Source organism: Blautia sp. An81 (genome assembly GCF_002161285.1).
Classification (GTDB): Bacteria; Bacillota; Clostridia; order Lachnospirales; family Lachnospiraceae; genus Blautia; species Blautia ornithocaccae.
In genome coordinates this window covers 59118-76656 of the sequence record NZ_NFHH01000001.1, presented here as the reverse complement: position 1 = coordinate 76656, position 17539 = coordinate 59118, and the positions used below count along the sequence as shown (strand labels likewise).

15 protein-coding genes are annotated in these 17539 nt (G+C 44.6%); 14 read left to right on the top strand and 1 reads right to left on the bottom strand.

Annotated elements, in window-relative coordinates; all coding sequences use genetic code 11:
* Window positions 1-184 precede the first annotated feature (184 nt).
* From gap to tpiA, 3 genes are all read left to right on the top strand, one after another.
* On the top strand, window positions 185-1204 hold the full coding sequence (gene gap / locus B5G33_RS00325) for a type I glyceraldehyde-3-phosphate dehydrogenase (RefSeq protein WP_087273907.1): 1020 nt from the start codon (window positions 185-187) through the stop codon (window positions 1202-1204).
* A 103-nt stretch (window positions 1205-1307) separates the two neighbouring features.
* Window positions 1308-2501, top strand: coding sequence for a phosphoglycerate kinase (locus tag B5G33_RS00320; RefSeq protein ID WP_087273909.1), 1194 nt, complete (start codon window positions 1308-1310; stop codon window positions 2499-2501).
* 318 nt (window positions 2502-2819) lie between these two features.
* A complete protein-coding gene (tpiA, locus tag B5G33_RS00315) occupies window positions 2820-3572 on the top strand; it encodes a triose-phosphate isomerase (RefSeq protein ID WP_087273911.1) in 753 nt (250 codons plus the stop codon).
* Between the two features lie 253 nt (window positions 3573-3825).
* Here tpiA and B5G33_RS00310 read toward each other — a convergent pair whose 3' ends face one another.
* Window positions 3826-4740, bottom strand: a complete 915-nt coding sequence (locus B5G33_RS00310; protein WP_087416364.1) for a radical SAM protein — start codon at window positions 4738-4740, stop codon at window positions 3826-3828.
* Window positions 4741-5056: 316 nt separating this feature from the next.
* On the opposite strand from B5G33_RS00310, the gene B5G33_RS00305 reads away from it, so the two are divergent.
* From B5G33_RS00305 to B5G33_RS00255, 11 genes are all read left to right on the top strand, one after another.
* Entirely contained in the window at window positions 5057-6532 is a 1476-nt protein-coding gene (locus B5G33_RS00305; protein WP_242974376.1) for a L,D-transpeptidase family protein, read from the top strand.
* A 124-nt stretch (window positions 6533-6656) separates the two neighbouring features.
* Window positions 6657-7457, top strand: a complete 801-nt coding sequence (locus tag B5G33_RS00300) for a transporter substrate-binding domain-containing protein (RefSeq protein ID WP_087416553.1) — start codon at window positions 6657-6659, stop codon at window positions 7455-7457.
* A 34-nt stretch (window positions 7458-7491) separates the two neighbouring features.
* On the top strand, window positions 7492-8184 hold the full coding sequence (locus tag B5G33_RS00295; RefSeq protein WP_087273919.1) for an amino acid ABC transporter permease: 693 nt from the start codon (window positions 7492-7494) through the stop codon (window positions 8182-8184).
* Window positions 8174-8917 carry an amino acid ABC transporter ATP-binding protein gene (locus B5G33_RS00290; RefSeq protein ID WP_087273922.1) on the top strand — a complete coding sequence of 248 codons (744 nt, stop codon included), beginning with the start codon at window positions 8174-8176 and terminating at the stop codon, window positions 8915-8917. Before B5G33_RS00295 ends, B5G33_RS00290 begins: the two co-directional genes overlap by 11 nt.
* Window positions 8918-9001: 84 nt before the next feature.
* Window positions 9002-10543, top strand: coding sequence for a 2,3-bisphosphoglycerate-independent phosphoglycerate mutase (gene gpmI, locus B5G33_RS00285; RefSeq protein ID WP_087273924.1), 1542 nt, complete (start codon window positions 9002-9004; stop codon window positions 10541-10543).
* A 303-nt stretch (window positions 10544-10846) separates the two neighbouring features.
* On the top strand, window positions 10847-11239 hold the full coding sequence (locus B5G33_RS00280) for a hypothetical protein (protein ID WP_087273927.1): 393 nt from the start codon (window positions 10847-10849) through the stop codon (window positions 11237-11239).
* A gap of 15 nt (window positions 11240-11254) precedes the next feature.
* The gene (gene eno, locus B5G33_RS00275) at window positions 11255-12589 is read left to right on the top strand and encodes a phosphopyruvate hydratase (RefSeq protein ID WP_087273929.1); all 1335 of its coding nucleotides are present in this window, start codon (window positions 11255-11257) and stop codon (window positions 12587-12589) included.
* Window positions 12590-12644: 55 nt separating this feature from the next.
* Complete coding sequence (gene secG / locus B5G33_RS00270) at window positions 12645-12881, top strand: preprotein translocase subunit SecG (RefSeq protein ID WP_087273931.1); 237 nt, start codon at window positions 12645-12647, stop codon at window positions 12879-12881.
* A gap of 114 nt (window positions 12882-12995) precedes the next feature.
* Window positions 12996-15203 (top strand): ribonuclease R, encoded by a 2208-nt coding sequence (gene rnr / locus B5G33_RS00265; RefSeq protein ID WP_087416362.1) that lies wholly within the window; start codon window positions 12996-12998, stop codon window positions 15201-15203.
* A gap of 15 nt (window positions 15204-15218) precedes the next feature.
* The gene (gene smpB / locus B5G33_RS00260) at window positions 15219-15689 is read left to right on the top strand and encodes an SsrA-binding protein SmpB (protein WP_087273935.1); all 471 of its coding nucleotides are present in this window, start codon (window positions 15219-15221) and stop codon (window positions 15687-15689) included.
* Window positions 15690-15751: 62 nt separating this feature from the next.
* Window positions 15752-17425: a M3 family oligoendopeptidase gene (locus B5G33_RS00255; protein WP_087416552.1), complete on the top strand. Its 1674-nt coding sequence runs from the start codon at window positions 15752-15754 to the stop codon at window positions 17423-17425.
* The last annotated feature ends 114 nt before the right edge of the window (window positions 17426-17539 follow it).

The window sequence follows — 17539 nt, the reverse complement described above, 5'->3', positions numbered from 1 at the left end:
AGGGCTCTAGCAAGAGGAAAGAGGTTAAATTAGAGTTAAAACGCTTAGGAAATATGAAATTAGGCTTGAATTTTTGGACAAAAACGAGTACAATATGGACAAGGTTGATGTTTCTTTAACAATGTAGCTTACAACAGTTAAAGAACTCACAGAAAATCAATCACTTTTAGGAGGAATGAAAATCATGGCAGTAAAAGTAGCAATCAATGGTTTTGGACGTATCGGACGTCTTGCATTCAGACAGATGTTTGGAGCAGAAGGATTTGAAATCGTAGCAATCAACGATTTAACATCTCCCAAAATGTTAGCTCACTTACTGAAATATGACTCTACACAGGGAAGATATGAGTTAGCTGATAAAGTTACAGCTGGCGAAGATTCTATCACTGTAGACGGAAAAGAAATCAAAATTTATGCAATGGCTAATGCCGCTGAACTTCCTTGGGGAGAAATCGGTGTAGACGTTGTTCTGGAGTGTACAGGCTTCTATACATCTAAGGCAAAAGCACAGGCTCATATCGATGCCGGCGCTAAGAAAGTTGTTATTTCTGCACCAGCTGGAAATGACCTGCCAACTATCGTTTACAATGTAAACCATGAAACATTAACAGAAAATGATAACATCATTTCAGCAGCTTCCTGTACAACAAACTGCCTGGCACCTATGGCTAAAGCATTAAATGACTTAGCTGAGATCCAGTCCGGTATTATGTGTACAATCCACGCTTACACAGGCGACCAGATGACTCTGGATGGACCACAGAGAAAAGGCGATCTGAGAAGATCCCGTGCTGCAGCAGTTAATATCGTTCCAAACAGCACAGGTGCTGCAAAAGCTATCGGCTTAGTTATTCCTGAATTAAACGGAAAACTGATCGGTGCTGCACAGCGTGTTCCTACTCCTACAGGTTCCACAACAATCTTAACAGCAGTTGTTAAAGGAAACGTTACAAAAGAGCAGATCAATGACGCTATGAAAGCAGCAGCTACAGAGTCCTTCGGATACAACGAAGATGAAATCGTATCCAGCGATATCGTTGGTATGAGATATGGTTCTCTGTTCGATGCTACACAGACAATGGTTCTGCCTCTGGACAACGGAACAACAGAAGTTCAGGTTGTATCATGGTATGACAACGAGAACTCCTACACAAGCCAGATGGTTAGAACAATCAAATACTTCGGTAAATTATTAAACAAATAATAATTTGCTGCTGAAAGTATTATAAAGGCTCATTTAAGGGTCCGGTCTACTACGGTATGGACCGGGCCCTTTTCGGCTATATAAAGAAAAGGAGGCATTTCCAATGCTTAATAAAAAATCAGTAGATGATATCAACGTAAAAGGAAAAAGAGTGCTGGTGCGCTGTGACTTTAACGTACCTCTTCAGGATGGAAAGATCACAGATGAGAACCGTCTGGTAGCTGCACTTCCTACTATTAAAAAATTGATCGCTGACGGCGGGAAGATTATTCTCTGCTCTCATTTAGGAAAGCCAAAGGGAGAACCGAAACCGGAATTATCCCTGGCTCCTGTTGCAAAACGTCTGACTGAACTGCTGGGACAGGAAGTAAAGTTTGCTGCTGATCCGGAAGTTGTAGGTCCTAATGCAAAAGCTGCTGTAGAGGCCATGAAAGACGGAGATGTAATCCTTTTGGAGAACACCCGTTATCGTGCAGAGGAGACAAAGAACGGAGATGAATTCTCTAAAGAACTGGCTTCCCTTTGCGATGTATTTGTAAATGATGCTTTTGGTACAGCCCACAGAGCACACTGCTCAAATGTAGGTGTTACAAAATATGTAGATACCGCAGTAGTTGGATATCTGATGCAGAAAGAAATCGACTTCCTGGGAAATGCTGTAAACAATCCTGAGAGACCATTTGTTGCAATCCTGGGCGGTGCGAAAGTTTCCAGTAAGATTTCTGTTATCAATAACCTGCTGGATAAGGTAGATACTCTGATCATCGGAGGCGGTATGGCCTATACTTTCTCTAAAGCAGAAGGCGGTAAGATCGGTGTATCTCTTTGTGAAGATGATTATTTACAGTATGCGCTGGATATGAAGAAAAAAGCAGCAGAGAAGGGTGTGAAACTGCTTCTTCCTGTAGATAACAGAATCGGTGATGCTTTCTCTAATGACTGCAATATCCAGGTAGTGCCTACCGGTCAGATCCCTGACGGATGGGAAGGCATGGATATCGGACCAGAAACAGAGAAGCTGTTCTGCGAAGCTGTAAAAGATGCCAAGACTGTTGTATGGAACGGACCAATGGGATGCTTTGAAATGCCAAACTTTGCTCATGGTACAGAAGCCGTTGCAAAAGCTTTGGCTGAAACAGATGCTACCACCATTATCGGCGGCGGTGATTCTGCAGCAGCAGTAAACATCTTAGGATATGGCGACAAGATGACCCACATCTCCACCGGCGGCGGCGCTTCCCTGGAATTCCTGGAAGGCAAAGAACTCCCCGGCGTAGCAGCTGCAAATGATAAGTAAGCACTTAGCGATTGGCAAGCCGCAGGCGCAGACAGAGCTTAGTGCGCACTTAGTTCACCGCACTTAGTGAGGCAAGTCCATAGGACGCAGTCCGAACTTAGTAAGGTGAACATACCCCTCCTGCTGTATAGCGGTGCGAGGTCCTTCCCGATCCTTAGCGAAGCAAGCCCTTCAGGGCGCAGTCTGAGCTTAGTAGAGGGAAGATACCCGATTGGCAAGCCGCAGGCGCAGACAGAGCTTAGCCCGAACTTAGTAAGGTGAACATACCCCTCCGTCTGCACCTGCAAGTTATAAAGAACAAGAAAGAAGGTAATTCCCATGGCAAGGAAAAAAATTATTGCCGGAAACTGGAAGATGAACATGACTCCCAGCGAGGCAGTGGAATTAGTAAACACTTTAAAACCATTAGTTGCAAACGAAGAAGTAGACGTAGTTTTCTGCGTACCAGCTATTGACATTGTTCCTGTAGTGGAAGCTGTAAAGGGAACTAATATCCAGGTTGGCGCTGAAAATATGTACTTTGAAGAAAAAGGCGCTTACACAGGTGAGATTTCTCCAAACATGTTAGTAGACGCAGGAGTAAAATATGTAATTCTGGGCCACTCTGAAAGAAGAGAATACTTCGGTGAGACAAACGAAGATATCAATAAGAAAATGCTGAAAGCTTTTGAGCATGGTTTAACACCTATCATGTGCTGCGGTGAGACACTGGAGCAGAGAGAGCAGGGCGTGACCATGGACTTTATCCGTCAGCAGGTAAAAGTTGGATTCCAGGGAATCACAGCAGATCAGGCTAAAGAAGCAGTTATCGCTTACGAGCCTATCTGGGCTATCGGTACAGGAAAGACTGCTACAACAGAACAGGCTCAGGAAGTATGCAAGGCTATCCGTGAGTGTATCGCAGAGGTATATGATCAGGCAACTGCAGATGCTATCCGTATTCAGTACGGCGGTTCTGTAAATGCTAAAACAGCTCCAGACTTATTTGTTCAGCCGGATATCGACGGCGGACTGGTAGGTGGAGCCGCTCTGAAACCAGACTTTGGCGCCATTGTAAACTACAATAAATAAAAGTGATTGAAAAAGAACTGCCTCCGGGACAGTTAAGGGAAAATCCTGCAGGAATTTCCCCACTGCTCCGGAGGCAGTCCTTTATATTCTATAGGAAAGTCCTCCGGACTGCCCTATAGAATATAAAGCCCGCTGGGCGGGATGCACACGCCGCAATAAGGTGTGTTACCGCCTTGCGGTATTGCGGCGGCGCACAAAGTGTTCAAGCCCCTCAAGATTGAGGAAAGGGGGAGCTGAAGTGGGCTTGCCCACTTTATTCTAGACCTTCAAGATTAAATGGAGGGGTGTATTCTTCTTTGGCGCTGCTTTTTTCCTGCATAAATCCCTGGGTAAGTCCCAGAGAAATTGCTTCTTCCAACACCTTGTTATATTCATAGGTGGTGAGCCGCCGGTTGATTTCCGGATATTGGCTGCTTTTGTAAAAAGGCGTGTACTGACTTAATAAGCTGAGAAGGAAACTGCCTTCCGGAAGATTGTCTTTGAGCCAGTGAAGGATAGCAGAAGAATCTTTCCTGGAGCCAGGCAGTACCATGTGGCGGATGATCACACCTTTTTTCAGAAGTCCCTCTTCATCGAAAACAGGATTTCCTGTCTGAGATATCATGGCGGCGATTGCCCGGGAAGCTACAGAGAAATAATCTCCGGCCCCTGAATATCTGGCGGAAAGGACCGGATCAAAATATTTCAGATCCGGCAGGTAAATATCCACATAATCCTTTAAAATTTCAATGACTTCTGGTTTTTCATAGCCTCCGCAGTTATAAACCACGGGAATATGGAGACGGGGCTTTGCAAGCTCCAGAGCTTTCAGCACTGCCGGAAGAAAATGTCCGGCAGTTACCAGATTAATGTTATGAGCCCCCTGTTCCTGAAGGCGGAGAAAAATGTCAGCCAGATTTTCCGGCGAAAGCTCCTTTCCCGTACCTTCTTGACTGATTTTGTAGTTCTGGCAGAAACAGCATCTTAGATTACAGCCAGAAAAGAATACAGTGCCGCTTCCACGGGTACCGCTGATACAGGGCTCCTCCCAGTGATGGAGAGCGGCTCTGGCACATCTTAGAACCGCCTTTTCTCCACAGTATCCCCTTCTTTTGGTACGGTCTGCACCGCAGTTTCTGGGGCAGAGCCGGCAGCTGGTCATGTCCAGCAAAGAATTATCCCATTTCATGAAAAAGTTCTCCCTTAAAAATGTTCATATCTTTTCTTATGATAGTAAAAAAATTGGTGAAATTCAACAGAAAGGAAGAAAAGCCTTTTATTTTTTGGACTTTTGGAGTAGAATGGGCCTGTGAAAAAGTAGAGCTGCGGCATTAAGGATATGCCAGGAATTTTTATACATTTTATGCGAATTTGTCGAGTATAGCTTTGAGACCTTAGGCTCAAAGCGACGGAGACTGAGCAATAAAATGTATAAATATTCTTGATTTGGCTTAACGCCACAGCTCCATATACCAAAGTAAATAGGCAAGGATGTTTAAATAGAAATGAAAGACAATAAAAAAGAGAAACTGAAAGCTTTTAAAAAGGCTGACAAAAAGCTGAAGAAGGGAAACGGTAAGAAGAGTAAAAAGAAATCTAAAAAAGCTCTGGGAATTGGTCTGGGACTGGGAGCAGCGGTGATTCTTGCAGGATATGCAGGGGTAGGAGTTTATTATCAGGATAAGTTTTATCCCGGGACCATGATCAACGGTATTGACTGTGGAGGAAAGGATACGGAATATGTCAGAGAACTTCTGAAAAACAGTGCGGAGACCTATTCCCTGACAATTAAAGAAAGAGGAGAGCAGACAGAGACTATCGATGGAACTACGATCCAGCTGTCCTACCAGGATGATAACGGAGCCCAGCAGGTAAAGGCAGAACAAAATTCCTGGCTTTGGCCTGTACAGATTTTTGGGGATAAAAATTATACAGTAAATGCAGACAGTTCTTATAATGAAGAAAGTCTGAACCAGGCAGTAGCTGCCTTGTCCTGTATGCAGGATGCCAACATGACGCCTGTACAGGACGCCAGAGTGGAGGATAATGGAACTTCCTATGAAATTATTCCGGAAGTAGAGGGAACGACTCTGGATAAAGAAAAGACACTTGCAGCCATTAAATCTGCAGTAGACCAGCGACAGACAGAGGTTTCTCTGGAAGAAACAGACTGTTATGTGAAGCCGGCAGTATACCAGGATGATGAAAATCTGAAAAAAGAGGCAGAGCAGCTGAATAAATTTACAAGCCTCCAGGCCAGCCTGAATTTTGGAACGGGAACAGAAACGGTGACCAGAGACCAGTTGAAATCCTGGCTGAAAAAAGGCGGGGACGGAAATTATTATTTCGACACAGAGACAGTAAAGCAGACAGTCATTGCCTGGTCTGAAAAATATAATACCATTGGACAGCCCAGGGATTTTGTTACTTCCAATGGAAACACAGTGCATCTGACTCAGGGAGATTATGGATGGAGATTGTGGCAGGATAAGACTACAGAGTCCCTGGTAAATATGCTGAATGCCGGACAGAGCGGAGCCGTGGAACCTACCTGGCTTTATTCCGGACAAAAGCATGGGGGCAATGATATAGACGGAACCTACGTGGAAATTTCCATCAGTGAGCAGAGAATGTGGTTTTATAAAAACGGAACGCTTCTTGTAGATACCCCTGTGGTAACGGGAAATCCCAATGCAGGAAATGGAACTCCTTCAGGAGGAGTATGGAGACTGAAAGATAAGGCAAGTCCCTCCACTCTTGTAGGCAGAAACCCTGACGGTTCCATTGAATATGAAACTCCTGTAAACTACTGGATGCCCTTTAACGGTGGAGTAGGTATTCATGACCTGACAACCAGGAGCAGCTTCGGGGGAGACATTTATCTCTATAATGGCTCTCATGGGTGCATTAATACACCTTTGGAGAACGCCAGAACCATTTATGAAAATATAGAGGTAAATACTCCGGTAGTGGTATATTGATATTTCTTATAAAAGCTGATATAATTCATGAAACTGAATAAATATGCATTGCCATGTGATTATTTCAGTGTTTTCCGAAAAACCGGAAGATGAAATGAATAATTATAAAAAGGAGAGGAAAAAGATGAAGAAAAAAGTATTCGCAGCATTTTGTGCCGCTGCTATGGTTCTCACTGCAGCAGGCTGTTCCGGAGGAAACCAGGCATCTTCAGAACCTGTAGAGGTAACTTCTGTAGAAGATCTGGCAGAGCTTAATATTGGTGTCCAGATCGGGACCACAGGAGACTCAGCAGCTACAGAAGCTGTAAATGAGGATTCCCAGGTGAACCGTTTCAATAAGGGAGCAGACGCTATCCAGGCTCTGAAAAACGGAAAGGTAGACTGTGTGGTTATCGACTCCCTTCCTGCCCAGAAGTTTGTAGAGGCAAATGATGATCTTAAGATCGTAGACGGGATTTTTGAAACAGAAGAATATGCTATCTGTATGAAAAAAGGCAATACAGAACTGAGAGATTCCTTTAATGAGGCCCTGGCAGAGTTAAAAGAAGAGGGAACCCTGGATGAAATCCAGAGCAATTATATTGGTGATGAGATTGGAGAACATCCCTATGAGTCTCCGGCAGATGTGGACCGTTCCAATGGAACTCTGACCATGGCTACCAATGCGGAATTTGAACCCTGGGAGTATAAAGAGGGAGATGAAATTGTAGGAATCGACGCTGATATTGCCCAGGCAATCTGTGATAAACTGGGATATGAGCTGAAAATCGAAGATATGGCTTTTGAAGCTATCCTTACTTCTGTAGATACAGGAAAAGCAGATTTTGGCGCAGCGGGTATGACAGTTACACCGGAGAGAGAAGAGAGCGTAGAGTTTACAGATACCTATGCAGAAGCTACCCAGGTTGTTATCGTAAGAAAATAATGACAGAATATCTGACTAAGGAGGATATGAAATTATGTGGGAAAATCTCCAGCATGGGTTTCAGCGGTATTTTGTAGACAACGGCGCCTCTGAGTGGTGGATCAACGGATTAAAGACCACAATATTAGTAACCCTTCTGGCCCTGTGCATCGGTGTGGTCCTGGGATTTCTGGTGGCCCTTATCCGTTCTGCCCATGAGCAGACCGGAAAACTGAAGCTGCTGAATGCCATATGTGTGGTTTATCTGACAGTCATCAGAGGAACCCCGTCTATGATTCAGATACTGATTTTTTATTCTGTAGTTTTTGCCAGTATACCCCTGAATAATATTATTATCGGCGGTATTGCCTTTGGAATCAATTCAGGGGCTTATGTGGCAGAAATTGTCCGCTCCGGTATTATGTCTATTGACAAGGGGCAGATGGAAGCAGGCAGAAGTCTGGGTCTGAGCTCAGGCCAGACCATGAAACTGGTCATTATGCCCCAGGCTTTTAAAAATGTCCTGCCAGCACTGATCAATGAAATGATCGTGCTTTTAAAAGAAACGGCTATCATTGGTTATATCGGCACAATAGATATTACAAAAGCAGCTACTTTAGTGCAGAGCCGTACTTACAGCGCCTTTGTACCGCTGATCTCAGCAGCGATTTTCTATCTGGTGCTGGTAATGCTGCTGACCTATTTCATGGGCAAGGTGGAAAGGAGGCTGCGCAGAAGTGACCACTAAAGGTGAAGTACTGATAAAGGTAGAAAATCTTCAGAAGCATTTTGGAGAAAATAAAGTTCTGGACGGTATTAGTACAGAGATACATAAAGGAGAGGTAGTTGCCATTATCGGCCCCTCAGGCTCAGGAAAATCTACCTTTCTTCGTTCCCTGAATCTTCTGGAGGTACCTACCGGGGGAAAAATACTGTTTGAGAATGTAGATATTACAGATCCGAAGGTGGATATTGACCGCCACCGCCAGAAGATTGGAATGGTATTTCAGCAGTTTAATCTGTTCCCCCATAAGACAGTAAAAGAAAATATCATGCTGGCTCCTGTGACTCTGAAGCTTATGACTCCTGAAGAAGCTTCTCAGAGAGCGGAAGAGCTTTTAAAGAGAGTAGGGCTTCCAGATAAAGCAGACGCTTATCCCGGCAGTCTTTCAGGGGGACAGAAACAAAGGATAGCCATTGCACGGGCTCTGGCTATGAATCCAGACGTAATGCTTTTTGACGAGCCTACGTCGGCTCTTGACCCGGAGATGGTGGGAGAGGTTCTGGAAATTATGAGAGAACTGGCCCAGTCAGGCATGACCATGGTCGTGGTGACTCATGAAATGGGATTTGCAAGAGAAGTAGCCAGCCGGGTGCTTTTTATCAACGAAGGCAATATACAGGAGGACGCTCCGCCTCAGGAATTTTTTGCCTGTCCGAAAAATCCAAGACTGCGGGAATTTCTGTCTAAGGTCTTATAAATTTATTGAAAAATCCTGCAATTCTGTTAAAATAATAAACGGACATAAGGAACAAGAGAAATTTGAGATAAAGGAGAAATCGTCATGAGTAAAAAACCAACCGTATTAATGATTCTGGATGGATATGGTCTGAACAATAACTGTGAGGCCAATGCTGTATGCGAAGGCAAGACACCTGTTATGGACCAGCTGATGTCTCAGTGCCCATTTGTAAAAGGAAATGCCAGCGGCATGGCCGTAGGACTTCCTGAAGGTCAGATGGGAAATTCTGAAGTAGGACATCTGAACATGGGCGCAGGCCGTATTGTATATCAGGAGCTTACCAGGATCACAAAAGAGATTCAGGACGGGGATTTCTTTAAGAATGAAGCGCTGTTAAAAGCAGTTCGCAACGCAAAAGAAAATAATGCGTCTCTTCACCTTTTCGGACTCCTTTCTGACGGTGGCGTTCACAGCCATAATACTCATGTGTACGGGCTTCTTGAGCTGGCTAAGAGAGAGGGACTGGAGAAAGTATTCGTGCACTGTTTCCTGGACGGAAGAGATACACCTACTACAGGGGGAAAAGGCTACATCCAGGAATTAAATGATAAGATGAAAGAAATCGGCGTAGGACAGGTTGCATCTGTAATGGGACGCTACTATGCCATGGACAGAGATAACCGCTGGGACCGTGTGGAACTGGCTTACAAAGCTCTTACAAAAGGGGAAGGCATTCAGGCTGAGTGCCCGGTATGCGCTGTAAAAGCTTCATATGAAGAAGGAAAGACAGATGAATTTGTTGTTCCTACCGTGATCGTAAAAGACGGACAGCCAGTGGGAAGGATCCAGGATAAAGATTCCGTTATCTTCTTTAACTTCCGTCCTGACAGAGCAAGAGAGATCACCAGAGCTTTCTGCGCAGATGATTTTACAGGATTTGAGAGAGAGAAGAGACTGGACCTTACCTATGTATGCTTTACAGAGTATGATCCTACAATTCCTAATACAGAGGTAGCTTTCCACAAGGTATCCATTAAGAATACTTTTGGAGAATTTCTTGCTGCCAACGGACTGAAACAGGCCCGTATTGCAGAGACAGAGAAATATGCGCATGTAACTTTCTTCTTTAACGGCGGTGTTGAGGAGCCAAATGAAGGAGAAGACAGGATCCTGGTAAAATCCCCGAAAGTTGCTACCTATGACCTGAAACCGGAAATGAGCGCTTATGAAGTATGCGACAAACTGGTAGAAGCGATCAAGTCCGAAAAATATGATGTGATCATCATCAACTTTGCAAATCCTGATATGGTAGGTCATACTGGAGTGGAAGCAGCAGCTATCAAAGCTATTGAGACTGTAGACGAGTGTGTGGGAAGAGCTGTAGAAGCTGTGAAAGAAGTAGGTGGACAGATGTTTATCTGTGCAGACCACGGAAACGCAGAGCAGCTTGTTGACTATGAAACAGGAGCTCCTTTCACTGCACATACAACAAATCCTGTACCATTTATCCTGGTGAATGCAGATCCTTCTTATACATTAAGAGAAGGAGGCTGCCTGGCAGATATCGCGCCTACTCTTATCGAGATGATGGGAATGGAGCAGCCTGCTGAAATGACAGGAAAATCTTTACTGATCAAAAAATAAGATGTTTAGGACTGGAGCCTTCACACTTTTGCTTGGTGTGAAGGCTCCTTTTTCCATCTAAAATACTTACTAAATTTCCAGGAGAAAAATTCAATGGATTTTGTAAAGTATTCCGGTATTGTTTTCTGCGGAAGGCAGTGCTAAGATAAAATCACACTTCAGATATCATAATTTCTAAATCCGGCCATTCGGCCAAAATTCCAAATCAATGCAGACAGAGAAACTGAATATGAACAGGGAAAAGAGAACAGCCGGTTTCCGGGGAGTTTGCACCTTTTTGTTCCCTGGGAAAGGGGACTGTGTATGAAAAAAAGCAAAAAAAGAAAAAATGAAATCAAAAAGATATTTTTGCTGCTGCTTTTATCCCTGTGCTGTGTAATACTGGCTGGAAAAGCTGTCAGAGGAAGGTTCATAGATAAGTTTCCAGGAAAATACCTGGTTTGGGACATAAAAACCGGGGAATATTATGCATTGGACCAGAAAAAATATAAGACAGAAATACAGATCAATAAGAAAAAACAGATGTCAGCCCTGGAACTCAGGATGGAAGATACCCCGGATGAACAGGAGACGGAAAAAATACAGACTATGGAGGCAGAGGGCAGAGCTCAATGGATGGAGATGATATTTTTGTGGACCATCAGTGAGACATGCCTGCTGGCTCTGGCGTGGAAACAAAAAAGAAGTCCAAAATGATCAGGAGGTATTGCTATGGAAAGGTATTTGCCAATTAGAAAAGTATATGGAAGAGAAGTGCTGGACTCCAGAGGAAATCCCACTGTGGAAGTGGAAGTTACAGTCGGAGAAGGCGTTGTGGGGAAAGACGGGTATACGGGGAAAGCAATTGTGCCCTCCGGCGCTTCAACTGGAAAATTTGAGGCTCTTGAGCTCCGGGACGGTGAAAAACGTTATGGAGGTCAGGGCGTACAGAAGGCGGTGAGCAATATAAATACCAAGCTGGCTGACGCTGTTCTGGGAGAGAATGCCCTGGACCAGAGCCAGATTGACAGACTGATCCTGGAGGCAGACGGCACAGAGAATAAGGAACATCTGGGAGCCAATGCTATGCTGGGGGTCTCCCTGGCAGTGGCCGACGCCTCTGCAAAAGCTCTCCGCCTGCCTCTGTATCAGTATCTGGGAGGCTGTATCACAGACAGAATGCCTGTGCCTATGATGAATATCCTAAACGGCGGAAAACATGCAGACAATACGGTAGATTTCCAGGAATTTATGATCATGCCCACAGGGGCCTGCTGTTTTAAAGAGGCTCTGCAGATGTGTGCAGAGACCTATCAGAAACTGAAATCTATATTAAAGGAACGAAACCTGTCCACCGCAGTAGGAGACGAAGGTGGCTTTGCTCCAGATGTAAAAGACGCAAGAGAGATACTGGACTTTATGAGCCTTGCAGTCAGAGAGGCAGGCTATGAACCGGGAAAGGATATTTCTTTTGCTATGGATGCAGCCGCCAGTGAGCTGTATCTGGAAGAGGAAAAAGCATATTATTTCCCGGGAGAATCCTCTATGACAGGAGAAAAAATCCTGAGGACTGCCCAGGAAATGGTGGACTACTATGGAAAACTTCTGGAGGAATATCCCATAGTTTCTATTGAGGACGGTCTGTGGGAAGAGGACTGGAATGGATGGAAACTGATGACAGAGAAACTGGGCAGTAGAGTACAGCTTGTGGGAGACGACCTTTTTGTGACCAATGTAAAGAGAATAGAAAAAGGTATCTGTCAGAAGACCGGTAATGCAGTGCTGATCAAGGTAAACCAGATCGGCACCCTTACAGAGGCCGTGGCGGCTGTGAGGATGACACAGAAGGCAGGGTGGAATCCAGTGATCTCCCACCGTTCAGGGGAGAGCGAGGATACTTTTATTGCAGATTTAGCGGTAGCCATGGGAGCAGGGCAGATTAAAACAGGGGCTCCCTGCAGAGGAGAACGGACAGCCAAATATAACCGGCTTCTGGCCATTGAAGACCGTTTGGGCAGTCACAGCCTCTATATAAGCCCCTGGAAAAACATTGAGAAAAACGGTTGAAATCCTTCCAGCCATGTGTTAAACTTGATATGTTTAACAGGTAGGAGGTGTTACAGTGGAGATATTGAGAATTGTATTAACGATCCTTTTCGTTATTGATTGTATAGGACTGACTGTGATCATTCTGATGCAGGAAGGAAAATCTCAGGGACTTGGAAGCATCGCCGGAATGGCCGAAACCTACTGGGGCAAAAACAAGGGCCGCTCCATGGAAGGTGCTTTAGTAAAGGCTACACGGATCATGGGTGTTTTGTTTTTCGTGCTGGCTTTAGTATTAAATCTGAATTTTTAAGCATGAGGCTGCTGCATTAAACGAGAGAGGTTTAGTGGGGCGGCCTTTTTGTTCACGACAATAGACAGTTCGCCGGGCGTACTGTCTATTGTTCGATATCCCTAGGAGGCAAAATTGAAGAAAAATCAACAGACTAAAAAAAGAAAAAAAATTGTATATGATCTTATATGCTGTAAAGAGTATCAGCCTATGAGGGCAAAAGATCTGGCCGTACTCCTTCAGGTGCCGGCGGGAAAAAGAGAGGAACTTCATGAAATCCTGGACATGCTCCTGAAGGAAGGAAAGATCACTGTAAATAAAAGAGGAAAATATGAAGCAGTAAGGGGTTCCAAAAAGGAACAGGAAAAAGAAGAGAAAAAAGGAAAAAGAGATAAGAAAGAGAAGAAAAAGAAAGAAACCCAGAAGTATCTTATTGGAATTTTTGCAGGACATGCAAAGGGATTTGGATTTGTAGAGCTTCTGGATGAAAATGGAGAGGATATCTATATTCCTGAGGAAGAGACAGGCGGGGCATTTCACGGAGATAAGGTGCAGGTTGCACTGAAAAAAGAAAATAAACCGGGAAAAAGACGGGAAGGCCGGGTGATAAAGATCCTGGAACGAGGCACCAGGGAAATCGTCGGCACTTTTCAGGAGTCTGCCGGATTCGGCTTTGTTGTTCCGGATAATCAGAGATTTCTGAGGGATATTTTTATACAGAAGGAGAACTTTCTGGGAGCCAGGAACCAGGATAAAGTAGTGGTGGAGATCCGGGACTATGGGACCAGAAAAAGATCTCCCGAAGGAAAGATCATTCAGGTTTTAGGAAATTCAGAGGAGAAAGGCATTGATGTGCTCAGTGTGGCCAAAAGCTGCGGACTTCCCATGGAATTTCCGGAAAAGGTACTGAATCAGGCAGAGAGGATACGAGAATCTCTTAACGAGGGAGATTTCTATGGCAGACTGGATCTCCGTGATGTGCCTATGGTCACTATAGATGGAGAAGACGCCAAGGACCTGGATGATGCGGTTTCCCTTTCTAAAGAGGGAAATCTTTTCCATCTGGGTGTCCACATTGCAGACGTGAGCAATTATGTCCAGTACAGCAGCGCTTTGGATCGGGAGGCCTTAAAGAGAGGAACCAGTGTTTATCTGGTAGACCGGGTGATTCCCATGCTGCCCAAAAAGCTTTCCAACGGCATCTGTTCCTTAAATGCCGGGGAGGACCGTCTGGCCCTTAGCTGCCTTATGGATATTGATGAAAAGGGAAAAGTGGTTTCCCATGGGATTGCGGAGACTGTGATCCATGTAAATGAAAGGATGACATACACAGACGTAAAAAAAATCCTTCGAAAAGAAGACCAGCAGCTGGCAGAACGATACAGAGAGCTGCTGCCTATGTTTTTCCAGATGGAAGAGCTCTCTGCTCTTCTGAGAAAGCGGAGAAAGAAAAGAGGAGCCATAGACTTTGATTTTCCGGAGAGCAAGATAGAGCTGGATGAAAATGGAAAACCAGTGAGGATTTATCCCTATGAACAGAATGTGGCTACCAGGATCATCGAGGACTTTATGCTGGCTGCCAATGAGACAGTTGCCCAGGAGTATGCCCAGGCAGGGATTCCTTTTGTATATCGGACCCATGATACTCCGGATATGGAAAAAATGGAACCTGTACTGGAACTGGTACACAGAGCCGGAGTAAAGGTAAAGAAGAGCAAAGAGGAGATTCGGCCAAAAGAAGTCCAGAAGATATTGAAAGAGCTGGAGGGAAAAGATTCGGAAGACTTTTTCTCCCGTCTGATCCTCCGTTCCATGAAACAGGCCAGGTATACAACAGAGTGTACAGGACATTTCGGGCTGGCAGCCAGATATTACTGTCATTTTACCTCTCCTATCCGCCGATATCCGGATCTTCAGATCCACCGGATCATCAAGGAAAATCTCCGGGGAAAGATGACAGAGGCTAAGATGAGCCATTACGAGGAAATCCTGGATGAGGTGGCCAGACAGTCCAGCGCCATGGAGAGACGGGCCGAAGAGGCAGAGAGAGAAACTGTTAAGATGAAAAAAGCAGAATACATGGAGAGCCAGATCGGAGAGACTTTTGAAGGTGTGATCTCCGGCGTGACAGACTGGGGACTTTATGTGGAACTTCCTAATACAGTGGAAGGTCTGGTACATGTAAATTCTCTTATGGATGACTATTATGTCTATGACAGCGCCCATTACACGCTGACAGGAGAAAAAAAGAAAAGAAGTTTTGCTATTGGACAGAAAGTAAAGGTCCGGGTAGCCCAGGCAGATGCCAGGGAGCGGACCGTGGATTTTGTCCTGGCAGATTAACAGGAGGTTTAGAAAATGGCTAAAGAATCAGGGATTCGTCTGATCGCCAATAATAAAAAGGCTTATCATGATTATTTTATAGAAGACACCTATGAGGCAGGCATCGAGCTGGTGGGAACTGAGGTAAAGTCCCTGCGCATGGGAAGGTGCAGTATTAAAGAGTCCTTTGTCCAGATCGAAAAAGGCGAAGTTTTTGTCTGGGGCATGCATATCAGTCCCTATGAAAAGGGAAACATATTTAACAAAGATCCGCTGAGAGTGAGAAAACTTCTTCTTCATTCTTATGAAATCCGGAAAATCGAAGGGAAGATCCGGGAAAAGGGCTATACCCTGGTTCCTTTAAAAGTATATTTTAAAGGCAGCCTTGTAAAAGTGGAGATTGGTGTGGCAAAGGGTAAAAAACTCTATGACAAACGCCAGGATATTGCCAAGAAAGACCAGAGACGGGAGGCAGAAAGAGAGTTTAAGGTGAAAAATCTTTATTGATGCCTTATAGGTCTTTATATGATATTGTGGAGAAAACTACTGGAGAAAGGAAGTCAGAATTTATGAAATTTAAGGATATGCCTTATGAGAGGATTGATTTTGAAAAGGCAAAAGAAGAGCTTGCAGGATTGCTCCAGGCCTTAAAAGAGGCCAAAAGCGGAGAGGAGCAGTTTGAAATCCATAAAAAATATTATGCATTAACAGACCGGGTGTCCACCCAGGCTACCCTCTGTTCCATCCGCCATTCCATAGACACCACAGATAAATTTTATCAGGAGGAGCAGGACTATTACGACCAGGAAACCCCGGCTTACTCCAATTTATGTGTGGCTTATCAGAAAGAATTGTTTGCTTCCCCGTACAGGGAGGTCCTGGAAGAGAAGATCGGACCTGTGGCCTTCAAAAATATCGAAATTGCCATGAAATCTGTGTCTGATGAGGTCATTCCTCTCATGCAGGAAGAGAACGCATTAGTGACAGAATACGAAAAGCTGCTGGCGGGAGCCAAAATAGAATGGGAGGGAGAAACACTGAATCTCTCTCTTCTTACTCCCTATTTGAAGAGCAAAGACCGGGAAGTGAGAAGAAAGGCCTTTGAAAAGCAGAATGAATTTTTCCTCAGTATAGAAGAGAAACTGGACGAGCTCTATGACAAACTGGTGAAGAACCGGACGCTCCAGGCGGAAAAACTGGGGTTTGAGACATATACGCCTCTGGGGTATCTCCGAATGCAGAGAAACTGCTACGGAAGGAAAGAAGTGGAAAATCTCCGCCGTCAGGTGAAAGAGGTCTTTGTTCCCTTTGCAGAAAGCCTTTATGAAAGAAGGCAGCAGCGGCTGGGGCTTTCTCATATGACTTATTCCGATGAGCAGGTATATGGCCCTGAGGGAAGCCCAAGCCCTAAGGGAACACCGGAAGAAATCCTGGCAGCAGGTCAGCAGATGTATGAAGAGCTTTCCCCGGAAACAAAAGAATTCTTTGACTTTATGATGGAGAACGAACTGCTGGATGTCTTTGGAAGAAAGACAAAGGCAGTGGGAGGGTATATGACCTATCTGCCGGATTACAAGGCTCCTTTTATCTTTGCAAACTTTAACGGCACCAGCGGCGATGTGGACGTTATGACCCATGAGTGCGGCCATGCTTTCCAGGGCTATCTGGCGGCTTCAGATCCTATCAGAGAACATGCGGATATCGGAATGGAAACTGCAGAGATCCATTCTATGTCTATGGAATTCTTTACAGAGCCCTGGTACCATCTGTTCTTTGATAAAGACACTACAGAGGACTACACCAGAATGCATCTGGAAGAAGCGGTGATGTTCGTGCCTTACGGCTGTATGGTAGATGAATTCCAGCATGAAGTATACGACCATCCGGAAATGAGCCCGAAAGAGCGGAAAGAAGTGTGGAAAAAGCTGGAAAAAATCTATAAACCTCATATGGATTATGATGGACTGCCCTTCTTTGAAAAAGGATGTTTCTGGCAGAAACAGCATCACATTTACAGCTTCCCCCTGTACTACATTGACTATGTGATCGCTCAGCTCTGTGCCTTTGAATATAAGGCATGGATGGACAAAGACTATAAAAGAGCGTGGGAGAGCTATTTGAAATTATGCAGGATGTCCGCTTCAAAGTTTCATACAGAGCTTCTCAAGGAAGCAGGAATTGATTCTCCCTTTGCAGACGGAACCATAGGTAAAATCGTGGAAAATCTGGAAAAAGAAGTATGAATTATATTGCCAAGAAAAGATATTTGTCTTTGGTAAAAACACACAAAATACACAATTTCGTCATAAATGGTTGACAAAAATGCAGATTCAATTATAATAAAGAGGATTGCTCAA

Excerpts from the sequence above, each read along its gene's own strand:
- B5G33_RS00305 (WP_242974376.1), top strand. The coding sequence starts at position 5,057 with ATGAAAGACAATAAAAAAGAGAAACTGAAAGCTTTTAAAAAGGCTGAC.
- B5G33_RS00310 (WP_087416364.1), bottom strand. The coding sequence starts at position 4,740 with ATGAAATGGGATAATTCTTTGCTGGACATGACCAGCTGCCGGCTCTGC.
- gpmI (WP_087273924.1), top strand. The coding sequence starts at position 9,002 with ATGAGTAAAAAACCAACCGTATTAATGATTCTGGATGGATATGGTCTG.
- B5G33_RS00295 (WP_087273919.1), top strand. The coding sequence starts at position 7,492 with ATGTGGGAAAATCTCCAGCATGGGTTTCAGCGGTATTTTGTAGACAAC.
- B5G33_RS00280 (WP_087273927.1), top strand. The coding sequence starts at position 10,847 with ATGAAAAAAAGCAAAAAAAGAAAAAATGAAATCAAAAAGATATTTTTG.
- eno (WP_087273929.1), top strand. The coding sequence starts at position 11,255 with ATGGAAAGGTATTTGCCAATTAGAAAAGTATATGGAAGAGAAGTGCTG.
- B5G33_RS00255 (WP_087416552.1), top strand. The coding sequence starts at position 15,752 with ATGAAATTTAAGGATATGCCTTATGAGAGGATTGATTTTGAAAAGGCA.
- gap (WP_087273907.1), top strand. The coding sequence starts at position 185 with ATGGCAGTAAAAGTAGCAATCAATGGTTTTGGACGTATCGGACGTCTT.
- tpiA (WP_087273911.1), top strand. The coding sequence starts at position 2,820 with ATGGCAAGGAAAAAAATTATTGCCGGAAACTGGAAGATGAACATGACT.
- B5G33_RS00300 (WP_087416553.1), top strand. The coding sequence starts at position 6,657 with ATGAAGAAAAAAGTATTCGCAGCATTTTGTGCCGCTGCTATGGTTCTC.
- smpB (WP_087273935.1), top strand. The coding sequence starts at position 15,219 with ATGGCTAAAGAATCAGGGATTCGTCTGATCGCCAATAATAAAAAGGCT.
- B5G33_RS00320 (WP_087273909.1), top strand. The coding sequence starts at position 1,308 with ATGCTTAATAAAAAATCAGTAGATGATATCAACGTAAAAGGAAAAAGA.